At 33.0% G+C, this 19,396-nt stretch carries 17 protein-coding genes; 12 read left to right on the forward strand and 5 right to left on the reverse strand.

Annotated features, from left to right (window positions below):
* The first annotated feature begins 30 nt into the window (after positions 1-30).
* The 4 genes from V6246_RS03095 (at position 31) to V6246_RS03110 (ending at position 3,826) form a co-directional block, all read left to right on the forward strand.
* Positions 31-939, forward strand: a complete 909-nt coding sequence (locus tag V6246_RS03095) for a mechanosensitive ion channel family protein (protein ID WP_341558905.1) — start codon at positions 31-33, stop codon at positions 937-939.
* A 55-nt stretch (positions 940-994) separates the two neighbouring features.
* The gene (locus tag V6246_RS03100; protein ID WP_341558906.1) at positions 995-1,549 is read left to right on the forward strand and encodes a hypothetical protein; all 555 of its coding nucleotides are present in this window, start codon (positions 995-997) and stop codon (positions 1,547-1,549) included.
* Between the two features lie 89 nt (positions 1,550-1,638).
* Positions 1,639-2,322, forward strand: a complete 684-nt coding sequence (locus tag V6246_RS03105; RefSeq protein WP_341558907.1) for a DUF2461 domain-containing protein — start codon at positions 1,639-1,641, stop codon at positions 2,320-2,322.
* 106 nt (positions 2,323-2,428) lie between these two features.
* Positions 2,429-3,826 carry a glycosyl hydrolase family 8 gene (locus V6246_RS03110; RefSeq protein WP_341558908.1) on the forward strand — a complete coding sequence of 466 codons (1,398 nt, stop codon included), beginning with the start codon at positions 2,429-2,431 and terminating at the stop codon, positions 3,824-3,826.
* A gap of 80 nt (positions 3,827-3,906) precedes the next feature.
* On the opposite strand, the gene V6246_RS03115 is transcribed toward V6246_RS03110, so the two are convergent.
* On the reverse strand, positions 3,907-4,323 hold the full coding sequence (locus V6246_RS03115) for a glyoxalase (protein ID WP_341558909.1): 417 nt from the start codon (positions 4,321-4,323) through the stop codon (positions 3,907-3,909).
* A gap of 151 nt (positions 4,324-4,474) precedes the next feature.
* On the opposite strand from V6246_RS03115, the gene V6246_RS03120 reads away from it, so the two are divergent.
* The 6 genes from V6246_RS03120 to leuB all read left to right on the forward strand — a co-directional run bounded on the left by V6246_RS03120 (position 4,475) and on the right by leuB (position 10,865).
* Entirely contained in the window at positions 4,475-5,362 is an 888-nt protein-coding gene (locus V6246_RS03120) for a DUF72 domain-containing protein (protein ID WP_341558910.1), read from the forward strand.
* 115 nt (positions 5,363-5,477) lie between these two features.
* Positions 5,478-5,861, forward strand: a complete 384-nt coding sequence (locus tag V6246_RS03125; protein ID WP_042506793.1) for an acyl-CoA thioesterase — start codon at positions 5,478-5,480, stop codon at positions 5,859-5,861.
* Between the two features lie 201 nt (positions 5,862-6,062).
* On the forward strand, positions 6,063-7,457 hold the full coding sequence (leuC, locus tag V6246_RS03130) for a 3-isopropylmalate dehydratase large subunit (protein ID WP_341558911.1): 1,395 nt from the start codon (positions 6,063-6,065) through the stop codon (positions 7,455-7,457).
* Between the two features lie 136 nt (positions 7,458-7,593).
* Positions 7,594-8,190, forward strand: coding sequence for a 3-isopropylmalate dehydratase small subunit (gene leuD, locus V6246_RS03135; RefSeq protein WP_159020277.1), 597 nt, complete (start codon positions 7,594-7,596; stop codon positions 8,188-8,190).
* Between the two features lie 3 nt (positions 8,191-8,193).
* The gene (locus tag V6246_RS03140; RefSeq protein WP_341558912.1) at positions 8,194-9,714 is read left to right on the forward strand and encodes an alpha-isopropylmalate synthase regulatory domain-containing protein; all 1,521 of its coding nucleotides are present in this window, start codon (positions 8,194-8,196) and stop codon (positions 9,712-9,714) included.
* 92 nt (positions 9,715-9,806) lie between these two features.
* Positions 9,807-10,865, forward strand: coding sequence for a 3-isopropylmalate dehydrogenase (gene leuB / locus V6246_RS03145; protein ID WP_341558913.1), 1,059 nt, complete (start codon positions 9,807-9,809; stop codon positions 10,863-10,865).
* Positions 10,866-10,984: 119 nt separating this feature from the next.
* Here the strand turns inward: leuB and V6246_RS03150 are convergent, their stop codons facing one another.
* On the reverse strand, positions 10,985-11,815 hold the full coding sequence (locus V6246_RS03150) for a hypothetical protein (protein ID WP_341558914.1): 831 nt from the start codon (positions 11,813-11,815) through the stop codon (positions 10,985-10,987).
* A gap of 450 nt (positions 11,816-12,265) precedes the next feature.
* On the opposite strand from V6246_RS03150, the gene V6246_RS03155 reads away from it, so the two are divergent.
* A complete protein-coding gene (locus V6246_RS03155; RefSeq protein WP_341558915.1) occupies positions 12,266-14,698 on the forward strand; it encodes a zinc-dependent metalloprotease in 2,433 nt (810 codons plus the stop codon).
* Between the two features lie 100 nt (positions 14,699-14,798).
* Here the strand turns inward: V6246_RS03155 and V6246_RS03160 are convergent, their stop codons facing one another.
* Positions 14,799-16,286 carry an Ig-like domain-containing protein gene (locus V6246_RS03160; RefSeq protein ID WP_341558916.1) on the reverse strand — a complete coding sequence of 496 codons (1,488 nt, stop codon included), beginning with the start codon at positions 16,284-16,286 and terminating at the stop codon, positions 14,799-14,801.
* A gap of 25 nt (positions 16,287-16,311) precedes the next feature.
* Positions 16,312-16,965, reverse strand: a complete 654-nt coding sequence (locus V6246_RS03165) for a phage tail protein (RefSeq protein WP_341558917.1) — start codon at positions 16,963-16,965, stop codon at positions 16,312-16,314.
* A 318-nt stretch (positions 16,966-17,283) separates the two neighbouring features.
* Between V6246_RS03165 and V6246_RS03170 the strand changes: the two genes are divergently transcribed.
* Entirely contained in the window at positions 17,284-18,330 is a 1,047-nt protein-coding gene (locus V6246_RS03170; protein ID WP_341558918.1) for a pentapeptide repeat-containing protein, read from the forward strand.
* 43 nt (positions 18,331-18,373) lie between these two features.
* Here the strand turns inward: V6246_RS03170 and V6246_RS03175 are convergent, their stop codons facing one another.
* Positions 18,374-19,285: a M23 family metallopeptidase gene (locus tag V6246_RS03175; protein WP_341558919.1), complete on the reverse strand. Its 912-nt coding sequence runs from the start codon at positions 19,283-19,285 to the stop codon at positions 18,374-18,376.
* Positions 19,286-19,396: the final 111 nt, after the last annotated feature.

A 19,396-nucleotide genomic window follows, 5' to 3' on the forward strand; every position in this document is an offset into this window, starting at 1 on the left:
ATTAATAAATCATAAAAAAAAATAATAAAAATGGATACAGCATTTAGTGAGGCTTTTAATGGTCTCGTAACAAAATTAGAAGGTTGGTTTGCAACTATAATACATTATTTACCAAATTTAGCATTGGCAATTTTAGTATCTGTAGCTGCATATTTTGTGGCGAAATATGTAAATAACTTTACATACAAAATTGTTTCAAAACGAGTAAAGCAAGACTCCGTATCAAAAATGATGTCTAGAATTGCCGCAGTAGTTGTGGTGCTAATAGGTTTATACATATCATTAGGTATATTAAATTTAAGTAAAACGTTAACCTCGTTATTAGCTACAGCCGGTGTTGCTGGTTTAGCAATTGGTTTAGCGTTACAAAACACGTTAAGTAATACGGTTGCAGGTATATCACTTTCGTTTAGAGAAAAAATACAAATCGGAAATTGGGTAGAAACCAATGGCCATTCTGGAGAGGTAATGGATATAAATTTAAAAGAGTTTGTTATAAAGGAAGCCGATAATAATATTGTGATTCTTCCTAATAAAATGATTTTAGAAAATCCTTTAAAAAATTATTCTTTAACAACCAGAATGCGTGTCGCATTAAATTGTGGTGTTGGGTATGAATCGGATTTGGAAGAAGTAAAAAGATTAACAAAACAAACTATAGCAGAAACTTTTGACCAAGTAGAGAGCGCAGATGATGTTGAGTTTTACTATGAAGAATTTGGAGGAAGTTCTATTAATTATTTATGTAGATTTTGGATTGATTCTGAAAGTTTACTTGAAAAATATAGAGCAAAAACATCGGCTATTATAGCAATTAAGAAAGCTTACGATAAGGCTGGAATTAATATTCCGTTCCCTATTAGAACGTTACAATTTGACAACAAATTATCTGTAGAAGGCGAACAAGTAGCGAAGCAGAATGAATTCTCTAACAACTAGAGTAGGTTTATCATTCGTGATAAATTATTAATTCAAATTATTAAAAATAAAAACAATGAAAAATTATATATACATGTTTGTATTGCTTGTTTGCGGTGCAACCATGGCACAAGAAAAACCAAAAGAAGTAAAACAAGAAACCATTGAGAAAACGGTTAAATACAATAACGGAGAAGAAATAACCGAAAGTAAACTTAAAGTTATTTCTCGAGAAACATCGAACGTAGAGTTGGCCTTGGATGATAAGGAAAAGGTAGATCAACAACGGGTTGCAACAACTAAAAAGGTTGAGACAATGGTGATGGTAGATGATGATGTGGATCCTGATTACGATTTGTTATCCAAAGAAACTCACTTTATAAGTGATGATAAAAGTTTCAAATTTTCGCCTAGTGATGGCGGATTCAATATTATTTTCGATAATAATGATAATGAGTTTGTTGTTGTAGGAAAAGCTTGGAGTACTAAAAACCCTGGGAGTTATATTGTAAAAGGAGAAACATATAACGGCATTGGTTACTTAACCGAGAAAGGTGAGTTTGTTGTAGAGCATTACAATGCTGATTCTAAAAGTATAGAAACAATTTCATACAAGCCAGTAAAACTATAATAGATAACGGTGTTAAGTTATTTATAAAAGTCCCGATTCGTTCGGGACTTTTTGTATTTTAGATGTTCAATAAAAGGAAAGTAATATATATGAGTGTTTCTGTGCCGAAAGCGGCTTTTACATATTTAAAAAAGTTAGAAAAAAATAATAATCGCGAATGGTTTGGAGAGCATAAGCCAGAGTTTCAATCTGTTCAAAAAGATATAAAAGTATTTTATAATACGCTGTTAGAGGCTTTAAGTACGCATGATGAAATTGATAAACTTAAAATTTTTAGAATTTATAGAGATGTACGGTTTTCTAAAAACAAGCTTCCTTACAAATCACATTTCAGTGGTTCTTACCGTAGAGTAAAACCGAGATTGCGTGGTGGTTACCATGTGCAAATAAAACCAAATAACGAAAGTTTTATTGCTACCGGATTTTGGGATCCTGCTCCGGCCGATTTAATGCGTATTCGAAAAGAGTTTGAAATGGACGATTCTGAAATCCGCGAGATTATTAGTAAAAAATCGTTTCAAAAAACTTGGGGTGGTTTTGTTGGAGATGAAGTAAAAACAGCGCCACGCGGATTTAATAAAGAAGATAAAGCCATCGATTTAATTAAAAAGAAACAATATATTTTTATAAAGAAATATACTGATACCGAAGTTTTAAACCCTGATTTTATAAACGAAGTAAGTTCTGCATTTAAGGTGATTCGTCCGTTTTTCGATTATATGAGTGATGTGTTAACCACTGATTTAAATGGAGTTTATTTGATTGAGGATTAATTAATTAGGTGAAATAAGGAGAGTATTCATTTTTTTGATTCAATTCGAAAAACATAATCTTTTTTATTACTTTAGGCGTATATGTTTATTTAAAAGCCCTAAACATATGAAAAACCAAAACTTACTATCAATTTGCTTTATTTTAATAACATCACTTAGCTCTTTTTCACAAATAAATCAGGTTAGCTTTGTTAATTCTAATTATAGTTATGGAGTTCAACCTACAAACATTGGGTCTAGTGATATTTATGATGCCTACCTTGCCTGGAGAAATACTTTTGCAGAAACTTGCGTGAATGGACGCTACCGTATAAAATTTGATACGCCATCAGAAACTGTATCTGAAGGAATTGGATACGGTATGTTGCTTTCTGTTTATGCCAATGACAAGGAATTATTCGATGGTTTATGGCTGTATTATAAGGATTTCTCTAATAATAATGGTGTGATGAACTGGAAAATTAGTGAATGTTCAACCGTTATTGGTTTTAACGGAGCATCTGATGCAGAATTAGATGCTGCTTATGCTTTAATTGTTGCAGAAAAAAAATGGGGCAGTTTAGGTGATTTAGATTATAAAGAGAATGCTTTAACTTTAATAAACACCATTAAAAATCACGAAATAGAAAATGGTACTTACGTTCTAAAACCTGGAGATGTTTGGGGCGGGTCGAGCAATACCAATCTCTCTTATTTATCACCTGGATATTTTAAGGTTTTTGGAACTTATTCTAATGATGTAGCTTTTTGGGAGGCTGTAAGCGATAAAAGTTATGATATTTTAAATACCAACTTATCTAAGAACAATGCATCTTATAATTTAGTTTCAGATTGGTGTAAGGCTGATGGAACATATTCAAATGAAGTGTCCTGGGCTTACGACGAAGGGAAATCTTATTATTATGATGCGGCTAGAACACCTTGGCGAATAGCTTTAGACTATATATGGTATGGAGGTTCGAAAGCTCTTAATTACGCTTCTTTATGTAACGATTTTGTAAATGCACAAGGTGGTTTTAATCAAATTTACCCAGGCTATTCTCAACTAGGCGTTGCTATAGATATATCTTATAAAGATCCCACTTTTACAGGAGCGTACGCCGTAGCAGCGATGTCTGCATCTAATCAAAATTTTGTAAATAATGGTTATTCCGAATTAAAAAACCAACCTACAAATGCCTATTTTGGAGCTACTTTAAGAGTTATTTATATGTTTGCATTATCAGGAAACATGTATAACGCCATTTCAAACAATACTTTGGGTAGTGAAGCTGATACTCAAAACTCTTTTAGTTTCTATCCAAATCCCGTTTTAAATGATCTAAACATTTCATTTACAACATCAAAATACAGAAATATAAATGTGTATTCTATTAATGGCCAACTTTTACTATCTAAAAACGAAAATGCTTTAAACGTAAAAATAGATTTAAGCAATTTTAAAGCCGGAATTTATTTTCTAAATATCGATAACAAAGAAAACTTAAAAATAATCAAAACCTAATTTACGTTTCCAAAACAAAAGGCATTATATTTTATCTATTTCATTTTAAAATAAATAAAAAGATAACGCCTAAAATTTAGTTAAACAGCAGTTAGTAATTCCGGTTTATCAAAAAGCTGAATATTGCTTAAAAGTCTATCTTTTACAATATTCATCATGCGTTTGTTTAGCGCCGAAGAGTTTTCAGTGTAAATTAAATATTCTTCCACAGTAAAAATACCGGTGATCATGCCTTTTAGAGAGTTTCTAAATTTCATATTTTTCTGAATGGCATTTTCAATATATTCCATACGTTTATCGAGCGTTAAACCATGAAAAACCGATTTATGCTTTATAATGTAATTTCTAAAAGCGGCAACAAGTAAATCGTTTTGCATTTTAATGCATGGGCGGAGTACTAGGTTTTGGAAACGCTCCTCGCTACTCATAGCATCATTAATGGTTGCTGTTAAAATCTCTGGACGAATACTCTTCAAATTAAAATCTCTTGAATTCATAGTTTTGATTTTTATTCAAGATAGAAATTAATAAGACTGTAATAGTATTTGTGTATTTTAATTATTCACGAGGTTATTAACATTTAATATTTTTATCTTTATAATCTCATTATTTTACATCTTTTTAAACCGTATTAATACAACGTTTTACATGAAATTTGGCAGTGTTACAAATCCTGAAACTATTGATTTTACCTTACCTCAAGATCATATAGATACTAAGCGCATTTTAAATACGGCAAAGGATGATTATATGCCAGATATTTATGTAGGTTGTGCAAAATGGAATAGGGCAGACTTGAAAGGGTTTTATCCTCGTGGTACAAAAGATGAACTTAAATATTACGCTTCACAATTTAATTCTATAGAGCTAAACGCTACATTTTATCGCATTTTCCCTGCGGAACAGTTTGAAACTTGGTATAATAAAACTCCAGAAGGTTTTAAGTTTTTTCCGAAGTTGAATCAAGAAATTAGTCATTATAAACGTCTGCATAATATTGAAGGTATTGTTGAGCAATATCTATTCAACGCTTCTCATTTAAAAGAAAAACTAGGCACTGTCTTTTTACAAATGCATAGTAATTTTACACCGAAAGATTTTGATAAAGTAGTCTCTTTTGCTGAAAAATGGCCAAAAAGTATTCCGTTAGCTATTGAATTCAGACATACCGATTGGTATAACGATAAAGTGGTTTCAGAAGACTTGTATCAACTTTTGGAAGATAAGAATATTTCCAACGTTATTGTAGATACCGCTGGACGTCGTGATTTAATGCATATGCGATTAACAAATTCTACAGCCTTTGTACGCTATGTTGGTGCTAACCACCCTTCGGATTATGCGCGATTAGATGATTGGATTGAGCGTTTAAAACTTTGGAACGAGCAAGGTGTTAAAGAAATAGATTTTTTTATTCATCAAAATATTGAAGTAGAATCGCCATTGCTTTCAGCATATTTTATAAAACAGATTAATGAAAAGTTAGGATACGCCTTAAATATTCCGAATGAGGAGAAACAGCAATCCTTATTTTAAGTTAATAATAAAAACACATACTAGAATAAGTAAGAGTAATTAACATGGTTGTTTTAATCCTCACTTTTAGAGTACCTTTATTTAATAAAAGAACTAAAAATTAAAGATATAAAATATGAGATTTCATACTAGAAAATGGGTTAAACCCGAAGATTTAAATGCCAATGGTACATTGTTTGGCGGTCGGTTATTAGAATGGATTGATGAGGAAGCTGCTATTTATTCTATCATCCAATTAGAGAACCAAAAAGTGGTAACAAAATTTATGAGTGAAATCGATTTCAAATCGTCTGCAAAGCAAGGTGATATTGTAGAAATTGGTATCGATGTTGTAAAATTTGGAAAAGCCTCATTAGTGTTAGGAGCAGAGGTTAGAAATAAAATGACGAGAGAAACCATTATTACAATTTCAAACATTGTAATGGTTAATATTGGGCCTGATGGTAAAGCATTACCGCATGGTAAAACAGAAATTGAATATGTGGCCGATAGGTTGTAAAAATGAGTGTTGATATTCTTTTAAAAATTGTAATCATTTTTAAGATTTCATTGCATTAAATTCAAATTATATCAGTTCCGTTGGTGATTTTATAAAAATAAAGTAACTAAGGACTATAAAGTTTTGAAATACTGTAATAAACTTTAAATTTGTTACACTTATAGCTTTAAAGCTATTTTAATACAAAAATTTAAATTTTTTATGAGTAGTACATTATTTGACAAAGTGTGGGATTCGCATGTAGTGCGAAACATTGCAGATGGACCAGATGTGTTTTATATAGACCGTCACTTAATTCACGAAGTTACAAGTCCTGTGGCTTTTGTAGGTTTAAAAAGTAGAGGCTTAAGTGTTTTGTACCCAGACCGTACATTCGCTGTTGCCGATCACAATACACCAACAATTAATCAACACTTACCTGTTGAAGATCCTTTATCTGCTAATCAGTTAAAAACTTTAGAAGATAATGCTAATCAATACGGTATTAGTCACTGGGGATTAGGTCACCAAAATAATGGTATTGTTCACGTTGTAGGACCAGAAAACGGTATTACACTTCCAGGAGCAACTATTGTTTGTGGAGATTCACATACATCTACTCACGGTGCTTTTGGAGCTATTGCCTTTGGTATTGGTACTTCAGAAGTAGAAATGGTGCTTACTACACAATGTATTATGCAACCAAAACCAAAAAAGATGCGTATTAGCATTAATGGACCATTAAGTAAAGGTGTTACACCTAAAGATGTTGGTTTATATATTATTGCACAATTAACAACGTCTGGTGCAACTGGATATTTTGTTGAGTATGCTGGTGATGTTTTTGAAAACATGACTATGGAAGGTCGTATGACGGTTTGTAACTTATCTATCGAGATGGGTGCACGTGGTGGTATGATTGCTCCAGATGAAAAAACTTTCGAATATATTAAAGGTCGTGCCATGACTCCAAAAGGAGCTGATTGGGATAAAGCGATGACATATTGGGAAACGTTAAAAACTGATGAAGATGCTACTTTCGATAAAGAATTAGTGTTTAATGCAGCAGATATTGAACCAATGATTACCTACGGAACAAATCCGGGAATGGGTATGGGTATTTCTAAAAATATTCCGTCTGCAGAATCTGTAGAAGGTGGTAAAGCTACTTACGATAAGTCTTTAGCTTATATGGGTTATGCTGAAAATGAATCTATGATCGGTAAGAAAATCGATTACGTATTTATTGGAAGTTGTACTAACGGACGTATTGAAGATTTCCGTGCGTTTGCTTCTATTGTAAAAGGAAGACAAAAAGCAGATAATGTTACAGCTTGGTTAGTACCAGGTTCTCACATTGTTGAAGCTAAAATTAAAGAAGAAGGTTTACTAGATATTTTTGAAACAGCTGGTTTTGTATTAAGAGAACCAGGATGTTCAGCTTGTTTAGCAATGAATGATGATAAAGTACCTGCAGGAAAATATGCAGTAAGTACATCAAACAGAAACTTTGAAGGTCGTCAAGGACCAGGATCTAGAACTTTATTAGCTAGCCCGCTAGTTGCAGCAGCAGCAGCAGTTACAGGTGTAGTTACAGACCCTAGAGACTTACTATAAGTTCGCAGTGTATAGTCAACGGTTGTTAAGTTAATTAACAGAACAATATGTTGATTTTATAAAAGAATAAAAAAATAATCGTCAGTTTATGGCAGCTTACTGCTCATTGAATACTGGCAAACTGAATATTAAAAAAATGGCATACGATAAATTTACAACATTAACGAGTAGCATAGTACCGTTACCAATAGAGAATGTAGATACCGATCAAATTATACCAGCTCGTTTTTTAAAAGCGACCACTCGTGATGGTTTTGGAGATAACCTTTTCCGCGACTGGAGATATAACGGTGATAATACACCAAAAGAAGATTTTATATTAAACAATCCAATTTACACAGGGAAAATTTTATTAGGAGGAAAGAACTTTGGTTCAGGTTCTTCTCGTGAGCATGCTGCTTGGGCGGTTTACGATTATGGTTTTCGTTGTGTAGTGTCTAGTTTCTTTGCAGATATTTTTAAAAATAACTGTTTAAACATTGGTGTATTACCAGTACAAATTAGTCCTAAATTTGCAGACGAAATTTTTGAAGCTGTTTATGCAGATCCAAAAACAGAAGTTGAAATTGATTTAAAAGCTCAAACTATTACATTGCTTTCTTCAGGAACGAAAGAAAGTTTTGATATTAATGGTTACAAGAAAGACAACATGCTAAATGGTTTTGATGATATCGACTATTTACAAAGTATGAAAAGCGAGATAGAAACATTTACAGAATCTCGTCCTTTCTAAAAAATGGAAGTAAAAAGAATTGAAATAATGGATACGACATTGCGCGATGGTGAACAAACCTCGAGCGTGTCGTTTTCTGCTTCTGAAAAGCTCACTATAGCTAAACTTTTATTAGAAGAACTAAAAGTAGATCGTATTGAAATTGCCTCGGCACGTGTGTCGGAAGGTGAACTTCAAGCGGTTAAAGATGTTACAGCATGGGCTAAAGAAACCAACTATTTAAATGCTGTTGAAGTTTTAACTTTTGTTGATAAAGGCATCTCTATAAACTGGATGCTAGAAGCAGGAGCAAAGGTGCAAAACTTACTTACTAAAGGTTCGTTAAACCATTTAACGCATCAGCTAAAAAAAACTCCAGATCAGCACTTTACAGAAATTAAAGAAAATATTAATCAAGCCACAGAACACGGTATTGAAACTAATATTTATTTAGAAGATTGGAGTAATGGTATGCGAAACTCTAAAGCTTATGTTTTTGAATTTTTAGAGTTTTTATCAACACAACCTGTAAAGCGCGTTATGCTTCCTGATACTTTAGGCGTATTAACACCAGAGGAATCTTTTAATTTTGTAAAAGAAATTAAAGATAAATACCCGAGTTTACATTTTGATTTTCACGCACATAACGATTACGATTTAGGTGTTGCCAATGTTATGGCTGGTTTAAAAGCCGGAGCAAATGGTTTGCATTTAACAATTAATGGTATGGGTGAGCGTGCAGGAAATGCGCCAATGGCTAGTACTATTGCTGTTATAAACGACTTTATGCCTGAGGTTGAAATTGGTGTAAACGAAACCTTTTTATATACTATTAGTAAACTGATAGAAACCTTTTCTGGTTTTATGATTCCTGCTAATAAGCCCGTTGTTGGTGCCAATGTATTTACGCAAACTGCGGGAATACATGCCGATGGTGATAATAAAAATAATTTGTATTTCAGTGATTTAATGCCAGAGCGTTTTGGGAGAACCCGAAAATATGCTCTAGGAAAATCGTCTGGAAAGGCTAACATACAAAAGAATTTACAAGAATTAGGCCTTCAGCTAGATGGTGAAGATCTTAAAAAAGTAACTCAACGTATTATTGAGTTGGGCGATAAAAAACAAGTAGTTACCAAAGAGGATTTACCTTATATTATTTCGGATGTTTTAGACAGAAGTTATGAAGAAAAGGTGAAAGTGAACGCATACGTGCTAACGCATGCTATGGGTCTAAAACCAACAACTACGGTTTCACTTACTATAAATGAAGAAGTGTTTGAAGAAAGCGCTCATGGCGATGGCCAATTTGATGCGTTTATGAATGCTATTAAAAGTGTTTTTAAACAGAAACAATTAAAGTTGCCTAAATTAGTGGATTATGCTGTTCGTATACCACCGGGAAGTAACTCTGATGCGCTTTGTGAAACCATTATTACATGGAAAAGTGCTGAAAAAGAATTTAAAACACGTGGTTTAGATTCCGATCAAACAGTTTCGGCAATTAAGGCTACTGAAAAGATGATGAATATTGTTGTGAGTTGAAATAATCTCAACGATTGGCGGTAGAAGGAAAGGGATGAGTAAAAAGAAACGCCAAAAAATAAATAGAATTTAAAGTTTAAAAATTAATAAAGATGAAATTTAATATTGCAGTTTTAGCAGGTGATGGTATTGGACCTGAAGTAATGGAGCAAGCACAAAAAGTTAGTGAAGCGGTTGCGGAAAAATTTGGACATGAAATAACTTGGAAGCCAGCATTAACAGGTGCTGCCGCTATTGATGCGGTTGGTGAACCTTACCCAGACAGTACGCACCAAGTTTGTTTGGCTTCGGATGCTGTTTTATTTGGAGCTATTGGTTTGCCTCGTTTTGATAATGATCCTTCGGCAAAAGTACGTCCAGAAAATGGTTTACTTCAAATGCGTAAGCAATTGGGCTTATTTGCTAATTTAAGGCCAACGTTTACGTTTCCGTCTTTATTAGATAAATCACCTTTAAAACAAGAGCGTATTGAAGGAACAGATTTAGTGTTTTTACGTGAGTTAACTGGCGGAATCTATTTTGGAGAAAAAGGTAGAAGAGATGGTGGTGAAACGGCTTTTGATAACTGTGTTTATACCCGTGTTGAAGTACAACGTTTGGCTAAAAAAGGTTTTGAATTAGCAATGACACGTTCTAAAAGATTATGTTGTGTTGATAAAGCTAACGTAATGGAGACGTCTCGTTTATGGAGAGAAACTGTACAGGCTATGGAAAAAGATTATCCTGAAGTTGAAGTAAGTTACGAGTTGGTTGATGCAGTTGCTATGCGTTTGGTACAATGGCCAAATACCTATGATGTATTAATTACTGAAAACTTATTTGGTGATATTTTAACAGATGAAGCTTCTGTAATTTCTGGATCTATGGGATTAATGCCATCGGCATCTATGGGAGAAAAGAACTCTTTGTTTGAACCTATTCACGGATCTTACCCACAAGCAACAGGATTAAATATTGCAAACCCAATGGCCATGGTTTTATCGGCTGCAATGATGTTTGAAATTGCTTTTAATTTACCTGAAGAAGGAAAAGTAATTAGAGATGCTGTAAATAAAGCTTTAGCTGAAGGTATTGTTACTGAAGATTTAGCCGATGGCGGAAAAGCTTACGGAACTAAAGAAGTAGGAGATTATCTTGCTGCAAATATCTAGAGTTAACTAACTCAATTATATAAAAAAAACCTGTTAAGCAATTGGCTTAACAGGTTTTTTTATGTGAATATTTTAATGTTTAAAATATATACTTAACATATTTATTTAAAGCGACAATCTTAATTATTTGATGGTAGCTTTATAGATCTGCTATATTTTTTATAATTATAATCTATAACTATAGAGTCTATTTTTTTATCGTAAAGATGTGCATATTCCTTTTTAGGTAAGCTAACTTTTCCTTTATATTTTTCTTGCTCTGCTAAATTATTAATAGCATATTTTTCTAAAAAATCTGGGTAAACCATATAGACAACCTTAGTTTGAATATTTTCAATTACTATAAATTGATTTTCGAAAAGAAAATATTCACTTGTTAAATTGTAATTTTCAGCTTCAGCAACAGAAATTAAATCTCTTTCATTGTAGCCGTCTATACTTTTAGTAACATAATAAGCTCCTAATTTTTTATATGGACCTACAAATATGGTCTCAGGTTTAAAAACACTTCTTCTTATTTTATACTTATTATATTTTCCGATTGAAACTTCGCTAGGCACAATTTCATATTTTTTTACAGACTTTAAAGTTCTTTGTGCTATTCTTAAACGATTGTTTACATCTGCGATTTCTTTTTTAACAGTAGATGTAAGTTTTGCTTCTTTATTTAGGTTAGCTATTCGAGTACTATCTGCTTTAGCTTTGTTGGTAAATGCTAAAGCTTTTTTATAAAAAGGTGTTAGCCGTTTAGTAGATGGATTTTTCCCAATTGTTTTATATACAACACTGATTATTTCGAAAGTATAAGGAGAACCACCTTCTTTTTGGCTAATAAAAGTGTTTAATTCTTCTTCAAAGAAAAAGTCTACACTTTGCGCTTTTACTTGAAAACATATTATATAGGCTATTACTATAAAATAAGTTTTTTTCATATTTAAATATTTATTCATTTCTTAATTTATAAAGAGCCTATAGTTCGGCTAATTATATTGCAAATATATAAAAGTAAGGTGTATAGTAAAGAAAACCTTATATAAAGAATTAATATATAGGAGAATTACTAACGAATATTTAATGATTACTAATTTAGTTTTGAATTAAGCTGAACAACTTATTTATTTTTGAAGTAATCTCAACTAGGTGGCTCAAAAACTTATAACTCGAAGTAAGGAAAGGCTTTAATAACATGATTGAAAATATTAGACATGATATACTCACGAAGGTCCTAGCTTTTATCATGATTATTTTTCGTGTCGTATAAATATTAAATTCTAACTAAAAGTGTCTAAAAATAATAAATTCGTAATTACAATATTTATTTGCCTTAAAATTTTGTGAAAAAAAAGGGTTAACGGTATAAATTTTTTATTTTTAAAGATTATATATCTAACCCTTTCTTTATGAAAAAAACAATACTAGTAACATTATCATTAATGATGTGCTTAGCTTCTACAAACAACTATGCGCAATCTAAAAGAAAAAAGAATAAAAAAGATAAAAGTGAAATATCTAAACCCGTTGAAAAGAAAAAGGAAGGTAAAATAAAACCTTACAACGAAGTGATTACTAAAAGTGCAATTTCCGATGATGGTTTGTTTAAAACCCATCAGGTTGGAGAGTCTTACTTTTATGAAATTCCTATGGAGCATTTAGGAAAAGATATGCTTCTGGTAAGCAGGATATCTAAACTCCCTGCTAACATGGGAGACGGTTATGTTAATGCGGGTACTAAAACCAATTCGCGTTTAGTAACATGGGAGCGTTTTCAAAACAAAATATTAATTAAAGAGAAATCTTATAGTTCGGTAGCTAATGAAGAGTTACCAATTAGTATTTCGGTTAAATCTAATAATTACGAACCTACATTATTTGCTTTTGATATTAGCGCGTTTAGCAAAGATTCTACTGCTGTAGTGGTCGATGTTACTAAGTTTTACACGAGTGATGTTAAGGCTATTAGTGGTTTACCAGCTTATATGCGCACGGAGTATAAGGTGAAAAATTTAGATGCTTCTAGAAGTTTTATAAACAGTGTTAAAAGTTTTCCTGAGAATATTGAAGTTGTACAAGATATGACTTACAATGCATCTGCACCACCATCTTTTAGAAGTGGTGAATCTATAAGTTTACAAATGAATCAATCTATGATTTTGTTACCAGAAAACCCAATGCAATCTCGTTTTTCAGACGAACGTGTGGGATGGTTTACTTTAGATTATGTAGATTATGGAAGTGAAGCATTAAAATCTGACACCAAAACTTTCATTCGTAAATGGCGTATGGAGCCTAAAGATCCCGAAGCTTATGCTCGTGGTGAATTGGTAGAACCTATTAAGCCTATTGTGTATTATTTAGATCCGGCTACGCCAGAAAACTTACGTAAATACATAAAAGAAGGCGTAGAGCTTTGGCAAGGTCCTTTTGAGAAAGCTGGTTTTAAGAATGCCATCATAGCTAAAGACCCGCCAAGTAAGGAAGAAGATCCAGATTTTAGTCCAGAAGATATTCGTTATTCTGTAATTCGTTATGTAGCAAGCACAACTAGAAATGCTATGGGACCAAGCGTATCAGACCCAAGAACGGGGGAAATTATTGAAAGTGATATTATTTGGTATCATAACCATTTACGCTCTTATAGAAATAGATATTTAATTGAAACGGGCGCCGCTAATCCTGCAGCTAGAACATTAAATACACCGAAAGAAGATATTGGTGAAATGATGAAAATGGTAATTGCTCACGAAGTAGGGCATACCTTAGGTTTACCACATAACATGAGTGCGAGTAAAGCTTATGATGTTGAAAACTATAGAAATGGTGATTTCACACAAAAAAACGGTATTGCTTCTACTATTATGGACTATGCACGTTATAATTATATTGCGCAACCTGGAGACCAAAACATCAGGTTTATTAGACAACTAGGAGCTTATGATGATTATGCAATTAACTGGGGATATCGTGTTATTCCAGAGGCCCATACTCCAGAGGCAGAACTAATAACTCTAGATGGTTGGATTCTTGAAAAAGCTGGTGATCCAAAATATATCTTCGGAAAACAAAGAAGCCGTTTTGATCCTACATCACAAACAGAAGATATAGGAAACGATGCTATAAAAGCGAGTACTTATGCGCTTAAAAACTTAAAATATGTTTCTATTCATTTACCAGAATGGACTAGCGATGTTACTAATGATTATGATGATTTAGAGGAATTATATGATGAGTTATTTGGAGCATGGCGTCGTTACATTAGTCATGTTTTAACCAATGTTGGTGGTGTACATGAGAATTTAATTAACCCGAACCAATCAGGAATTCCGTTTGAAGCTGTACCTAAAGAAACTCAAAAGGCATCCGTACAATGGTTGCACGAAAATGCATTTACTACACCAAGTTGGTTAGTTGAAAAAGAACTTTTAAGCCGAACAGATTTTGAAGGTTACACAGCGCGTTTAGGTAAATACCAAAACAGTTTTTTAAATAAATTATTAAGCCAGGAGATTCTAGAACGTTTAATAGATCATGAAACTATAGATGCAAACAATTACTCTGCTTTAGAGTTATTACAAGATGTTCGTAAAGGACTTTGGACAGAAGCTAATGCAACTAAAAATGTAGATATTTATCGTCGTAATTTACAACGTGCATATATTGAGCGTATGGCTTTTTTAATGACGGAATCGTCAGATGTTAGAGCTTTGGCTAGAGGAGAATTATCGGTATTAAAAAAGATTGTTATTAGCGCGTCTTATCGTTCTACTGAAACTACAACAAAATACCACTATAAAGATTGTTTAGAGCGTATTAATACCATTTTAGATCCTAAATAGGAGCGATGCTTTATCAAGCTTAACATGATAAAAAGAAAAAAGCGTGAATTCTAAATTAGAATTCACGCTTTTTTTTATGCTTGTTTAAAATGTATATTAATTATTTTTTAATCATTAGTTTTTCAGAAGCGCCATCGGTGCCTTGCATAAAGTACATACCTTCGCTTAAGTCTCCAACATACACTGTAGTTTCAATAGTTGCTGTTGCATTGAATGATTTTACAGTTTGTCCCAATTGGTTAATAATTTTAAATTGTCCACCTAAACTAGATTTAATTTTCACTTGGCTAGAACTAGGGTTTGGATACATTGAAAAATTAGATTTGCTATCGGTAATCTCCGTTGTTCCTAGAGTAGATACAGTAATGCATGTAGATTCTACTGAACAGTCTAAAACAGAAATCCATACTTTGTAATTTCCAGGTTGGGTCGCTGTAAAACTTTGACCTGTTTCATCTGCTATGAGTAAATCACTTCCGTCACCACATTTATACCATTGGTATGATGCACCTGATTGAGTTGCTGTTAATACTCCTGCATTTTCGGTTACCTCATTATTAATTTCTGCCTTCACGGTTACTTCAATCATTGCACATGATGTATCACTGCTACAACCTCCTTCACCTCTTATGTAGTAAGTAGTTGTGGTAGACATAGCTTCAAGCAAATACGTAGATGTTACTGTCGACCCCACTAAAGTTCCTCCACAAGAATCAGTATAAATACTCCATTCTGTAGCATCATTTAAATTTCCACTAATATTTAAAGTTGTGTTTTCTCCATGACAAACAGGATTAGATGTAGCAGTTACTGTTGGAATATCTGGTTCCATACAAGGCACTGTAACGTTAAATGTAGTTGAAGATACAGGAAAAGGCACAGCATTATCAAACTCCCAATTTGAAAGATTCATTATAGCAGCTAGAATTGTAGCTTTATCACCTGTATGCAACGATGTAGGCATATAACGAGCGTTATCAACTTCTGGTTGTGCACCTCCATTCGGAAAAAGACCTAAAGCGTCTGTACCATTAGTTAAACCGTTTGGCAGAAGAGAGTTTGAGTTACTAGGTGAAATACTCCAAGCATTTCCAGGAGTTCCTGCTATTCCACTATTTGCATTAATACCAGCCACGAAATCAGTCGCTGTAGGCATTCCTGTAGATTGATAAATAAAAAGATTATCACCTGCAGTTCCCAACATATTTCCTGTGTTTGTTGGGTTAAAGGCTCCGGTGCTAGAAAGGGACGCTATTCCGGAACCTGAAGAAGTAAAACTTAAGATATTTGTATCAATAGAAATTTCTTCTCCTGCTAAAAAATCTGATGTAGCTGTAAATTCAATCGAGGATTCAATAGCATCTAAAGAACTTCCGTTCCATGCTTCATCAGTTATTATAAATTTAGTTGAATTAGCTATTGGCACCAAAAGAACAAACGAGAGTGTTTCATCATCTGTATTGATTCGTGTAAAAGCTATATCACCTTCGGTTAACACAGTTTGAGAAAACACAGGCAAACTTGTAAGTGACAGAGCAAAAAATAACAATGTTATTTTTAAAAACTTTAATGTGTAATTGTTTTTCATATTTTAAAGATTTGTGTTGATTTAATTAGCTGCGTGATGGGTATATGCCTTGAAGACAAATTATATAATTGATACCCAAATAAGGAGTTCTAATATCAAAAGGCAATTGGCTTCCGTTATTAAGAATATTAACATTTCCTTCTACGTTAACATTTCCATTTGATAAGTTCGCATCAGGAGTATCACTACTATATATTTTGTTAGCTCCTCCAATACTAGGAATTGCTAGACTATTATTTGTAGGATCATCTGAGTTTGCTTCTTCCGCAACGGCAGGCGTAGTTGAAACACCGGATGTTTGGGTAAATGTAGCGGTATGACTGTGAGAAGGCATATTTGAAACAGTTAAAGTGACATTTTCTCTTCCTCCTTGAGATCCTTCTCTATAAGTAGACAATCCAGGGCCATTACCAGGTCCTATAGCCGCTCTTCCGCGTAAATCTGGTAATGCAAATGTCGTTCTGCCATCTCCACCATATATTGTTCCTACAATTGAGAATAATGCGGTGTTTTGAGAGATTGCTAATAACTGTCCTTGACAAAGTGCCCAACCTCGGGGAGCAAAATTACCTGCAAATATTCTCACTTCTCCAATATAGCCTTCTTGGGCTGTACTGTTAAAATTTGATAATAAGCAGATTAGGAATAATCCGGTAATTTTAATTTTTAATTTCATCATTTAAATTTGGTTATGGTTAATAAGCGACAAACATAATGAAATAGACTACATTAAGTTAGTTATAAGTGCATTTAATCGTATTTATACGTAGATACACCTATTTAAAGATGTTTTTCGTCGATGAAAATATGTTTGTGTAGATTTTTAATAAAAAGATTATTTATATTGTCATGCTAAGGTTTTATCGAATAATAAAGAAGCCTTTATAGTCAAATTATTAAAAACAATAAACTCTGCGAAATCAGAATTGAAGTTCAATTAAATTTAAAGCAGTAAATTTGTTTTCAACCGAAAAGTAACAAAACCCCAAACTTACAAATGAGTGAACATATTGACGACTTATTACGAGAAAATGCACGCCTAAAGGCACGTCTCGAAAAGCTAGATTCTAAAAAATCTGTATCTAATAAGCGCGGCGTTTTTAAGTTTGTTGGAACCCTAATTGCTGGTAAAAACCTTAAAAAGAGTATTTATAATTCTATAAATGAATTTAATGAGCAGCATAAAATATCAATAGATACTACATCTAATCTTGTAGCAAGTTTAATTAGGCGCATTACCCGAATTGGTGTTATTGGTTTGTTGGTGGCCATTTTGCCAACAACCTTAATGTTTTACCAAAACAATTTATTAAAAATTCAGAATAGTAAAATAGAAACCCAAACACATTTAGCTGAAGCGTCTCGTCGTTCTACTCAAATGTTTATTATGGGCGAAGTTTTGAGTGATGTAAATAGTGAATTAAAAAGCAATGCTTCCTCTAGACTTTCTAATACTTTAGCAGGACGAATTATAGGCTTAAGCCGTGCCATGAAGCCATACAGATACATGGTAGGCGATAAGCTTATTGACGAACCTATTAGCCCAGAGCGTGGACAATTACTTATTTCGTTGTGTAAGAGTAAAATTTCATCATCTTTTTTTGTGGATGAAATTTTACAAGAAAGTGATTTTACAAAATCAGAATTAATGGATGCTAAATTAAGAGGCTCTATTTTAAGAGATATTAATTTAAATGATGCCAATTTATCTGGATCTGATTTAATGAATGTTGATTTACAAAACGCTAGCTTAAAAAACAGCAATTTATCGCACGTTGATATGGACGATGCTAAATTAATTAACGCCAATTTAGAAGGTGCTAATTTAACTGGAGCTTTTTTAATTAGAGCGAATTTAAAAGGAGCAAACCTAACTAATGCGGTTTTAGATAGTGTAAAAGTAGATCGAGGCGACTGGTTATTACATATAAGAGATAAACTTAAAATTAAGGGTGCAGCAGAGCTATTCGAAACCTATAAAATTGATAGCGTATTTTATTACGAGGCTTCTAAGCTTAAAAAACCAATGATTTTAAGACGATAAGAAGACTCATTCCTATTTAAAAAAAGGAAGTGTTTTGAACTTCTTAAAGACTAACAACTAGTTTTTGACCTATTTTTAAAAGGCTTGTTTTTCTTATAGAGTTGGTTTTACAAAGTCTGGAAAGTGAAATTCTGTATTTATCAGAAATACCAGAAAGCGTTTCGCCACTTCTAACTACATGTATCTTTTTTCTACCGTCTTCCTTATGGCTAGCTTCGGCCATAGATTTACTGGTAAGAAGTTCTAATTCCGTTTGTCGTTTAGAACCGTGATATTGAGCCGTTACCCATTTTTTAGTCACCCATAAATTTTCGTTTCTAATGGCGTTGCTTTCCGAGAAATCGAATAAATATTCTGGGTTTATATAATTACCTTTATAACTTACAATAAGATGTAAATGGCTGCCTCTTGCATTTCCAGATTTACCACCAATACCAATAATATCGCCAGCAGTTACGGTATCATTTGCTTTAACTTGGTATTCCGATAAATGGGCATAACCTGTTTCTAAGCCATTATAATGACGTACAACTACAATGCGTCCATGCCCCGAGCTATATCTCGCAAACCTAACAATACCATCAAACATGCTTCGAACAGAGTCTCCTGTAACTAAGTCGATATCTATACCTTGGTGCGCACGCCCTCTACGCCAACCATAGCGCGATGTTATTACCTTTTTACCATCAATAGGTGAGGTGTAAGTACTATCTGAAAATGTAATTTCGAAAGGTTGAATTTTAATGTCACTTCTATAAGGATCGAAATTGATACTATCCCATTTTTCATTAGTAATGGTGGCTTCAAATCGTTCTTTCTGTAGCTGATTGTTTAGTTTGTATTCCGTGTAAACGTTGGCTAAAGAATCTAGTTTTTGTTTTATTTCGGCTGTGTTTTGAGCGGTTAAAGATTGAAAAATACCGAGCAAGTATATGAGAGAAATAACTTTTTTCATGAAATAATATTAACTTTTAAAACGCTATTAAATCTTTTAAAATCTAATAGCGTTTTTTGTGCTTTTTTTAATAGAAATTACTGGTTACGCAGCAATGTATAGTTTAAAATA

Origin of the sequence: Algibacter sp. TI.3.09 (assembly GCF_038154905.1) — a bacterium.
Classification (GTDB): Bacteria; Bacteroidota; Bacteroidia; order Flavobacteriales; family Flavobacteriaceae; genus Algibacter.

Bases quoted from the DNA above. Each gene is read 5' to 3' on its own strand.
- V6246_RS03105 (WP_341558907.1), top strand. From the start codon at position 1,639: ATGAGTGTTTCTGTGCCGAAAGCGGCTTTTACATATTTAAAAAAGTTA.
- V6246_RS03100 (WP_341558906.1), top strand. From the start codon at position 995: ATGAAAAATTATATATACATGTTTGTATTGCTTGTTTGCGGTGCAACC.
- V6246_RS03125 (WP_042506793.1), top strand. From the start codon at position 5,478: ATGAGATTTCATACTAGAAAATGGGTTAAACCCGAAGATTTAAATGCC.
- V6246_RS03115 (WP_341558909.1), bottom strand. From the start codon at position 4,323: ATGAATTCAAGAGATTTTAATTTGAAGAGTATTCGTCCAGAGATTTTA.
- V6246_RS03155 (WP_341558915.1), top strand. From the start codon at position 12,266: ATGAAAAAAACAATACTAGTAACATTATCATTAATGATGTGCTTAGCT.
- leuB (WP_341558913.1), top strand. From the start codon at position 9,807: ATGAAATTTAATATTGCAGTTTTAGCAGGTGATGGTATTGGACCTGAA.
- leuD (WP_159020277.1), top strand. From the start codon at position 7,594: ATGGCATACGATAAATTTACAACATTAACGAGTAGCATAGTACCGTTA.
- V6246_RS03150 (WP_341558914.1), bottom strand. From the start codon at position 11,815: ATGAATAAATATTTAAATATGAAAAAAACTTATTTTATAGTAATAGCC.
- V6246_RS03175 (WP_341558919.1), bottom strand. From the start codon at position 19,285: ATGAAAAAAGTTATTTCTCTCATATACTTGCTCGGTATTTTTCAATCT.
- V6246_RS03110 (WP_341558908.1), top strand. From the start codon at position 2,429: ATGAAAAACCAAAACTTACTATCAATTTGCTTTATTTTAATAACATCA.
- leuC (WP_341558911.1), top strand. From the start codon at position 6,063: ATGAGTAGTACATTATTTGACAAAGTGTGGGATTCGCATGTAGTGCGA.
- V6246_RS03095 (WP_341558905.1), top strand. From the start codon at position 31: ATGGATACAGCATTTAGTGAGGCTTTTAATGGTCTCGTAACAAAATTA.
- V6246_RS03140 (WP_341558912.1), top strand. From the start codon at position 8,194: ATGGAAGTAAAAAGAATTGAAATAATGGATACGACATTGCGCGATGGT.
- V6246_RS03165 (WP_341558917.1), bottom strand. From the start codon at position 16,965: ATGATGAAATTAAAAATTAAAATTACCGGATTATTCCTAATCTGCTTA.
- V6246_RS03120 (WP_341558910.1), top strand. From the start codon at position 4,475: ATGAAATTTGGCAGTGTTACAAATCCTGAAACTATTGATTTTACCTTA.
- V6246_RS03170 (WP_341558918.1), top strand. From the start codon at position 17,284: ATGAGTGAACATATTGACGACTTATTACGAGAAAATGCACGCCTAAAG.
- V6246_RS03160 (WP_341558916.1), bottom strand. From the start codon at position 16,286: ATGAAAAACAATTACACATTAAAGTTTTTAAAAATAACATTGTTATTT.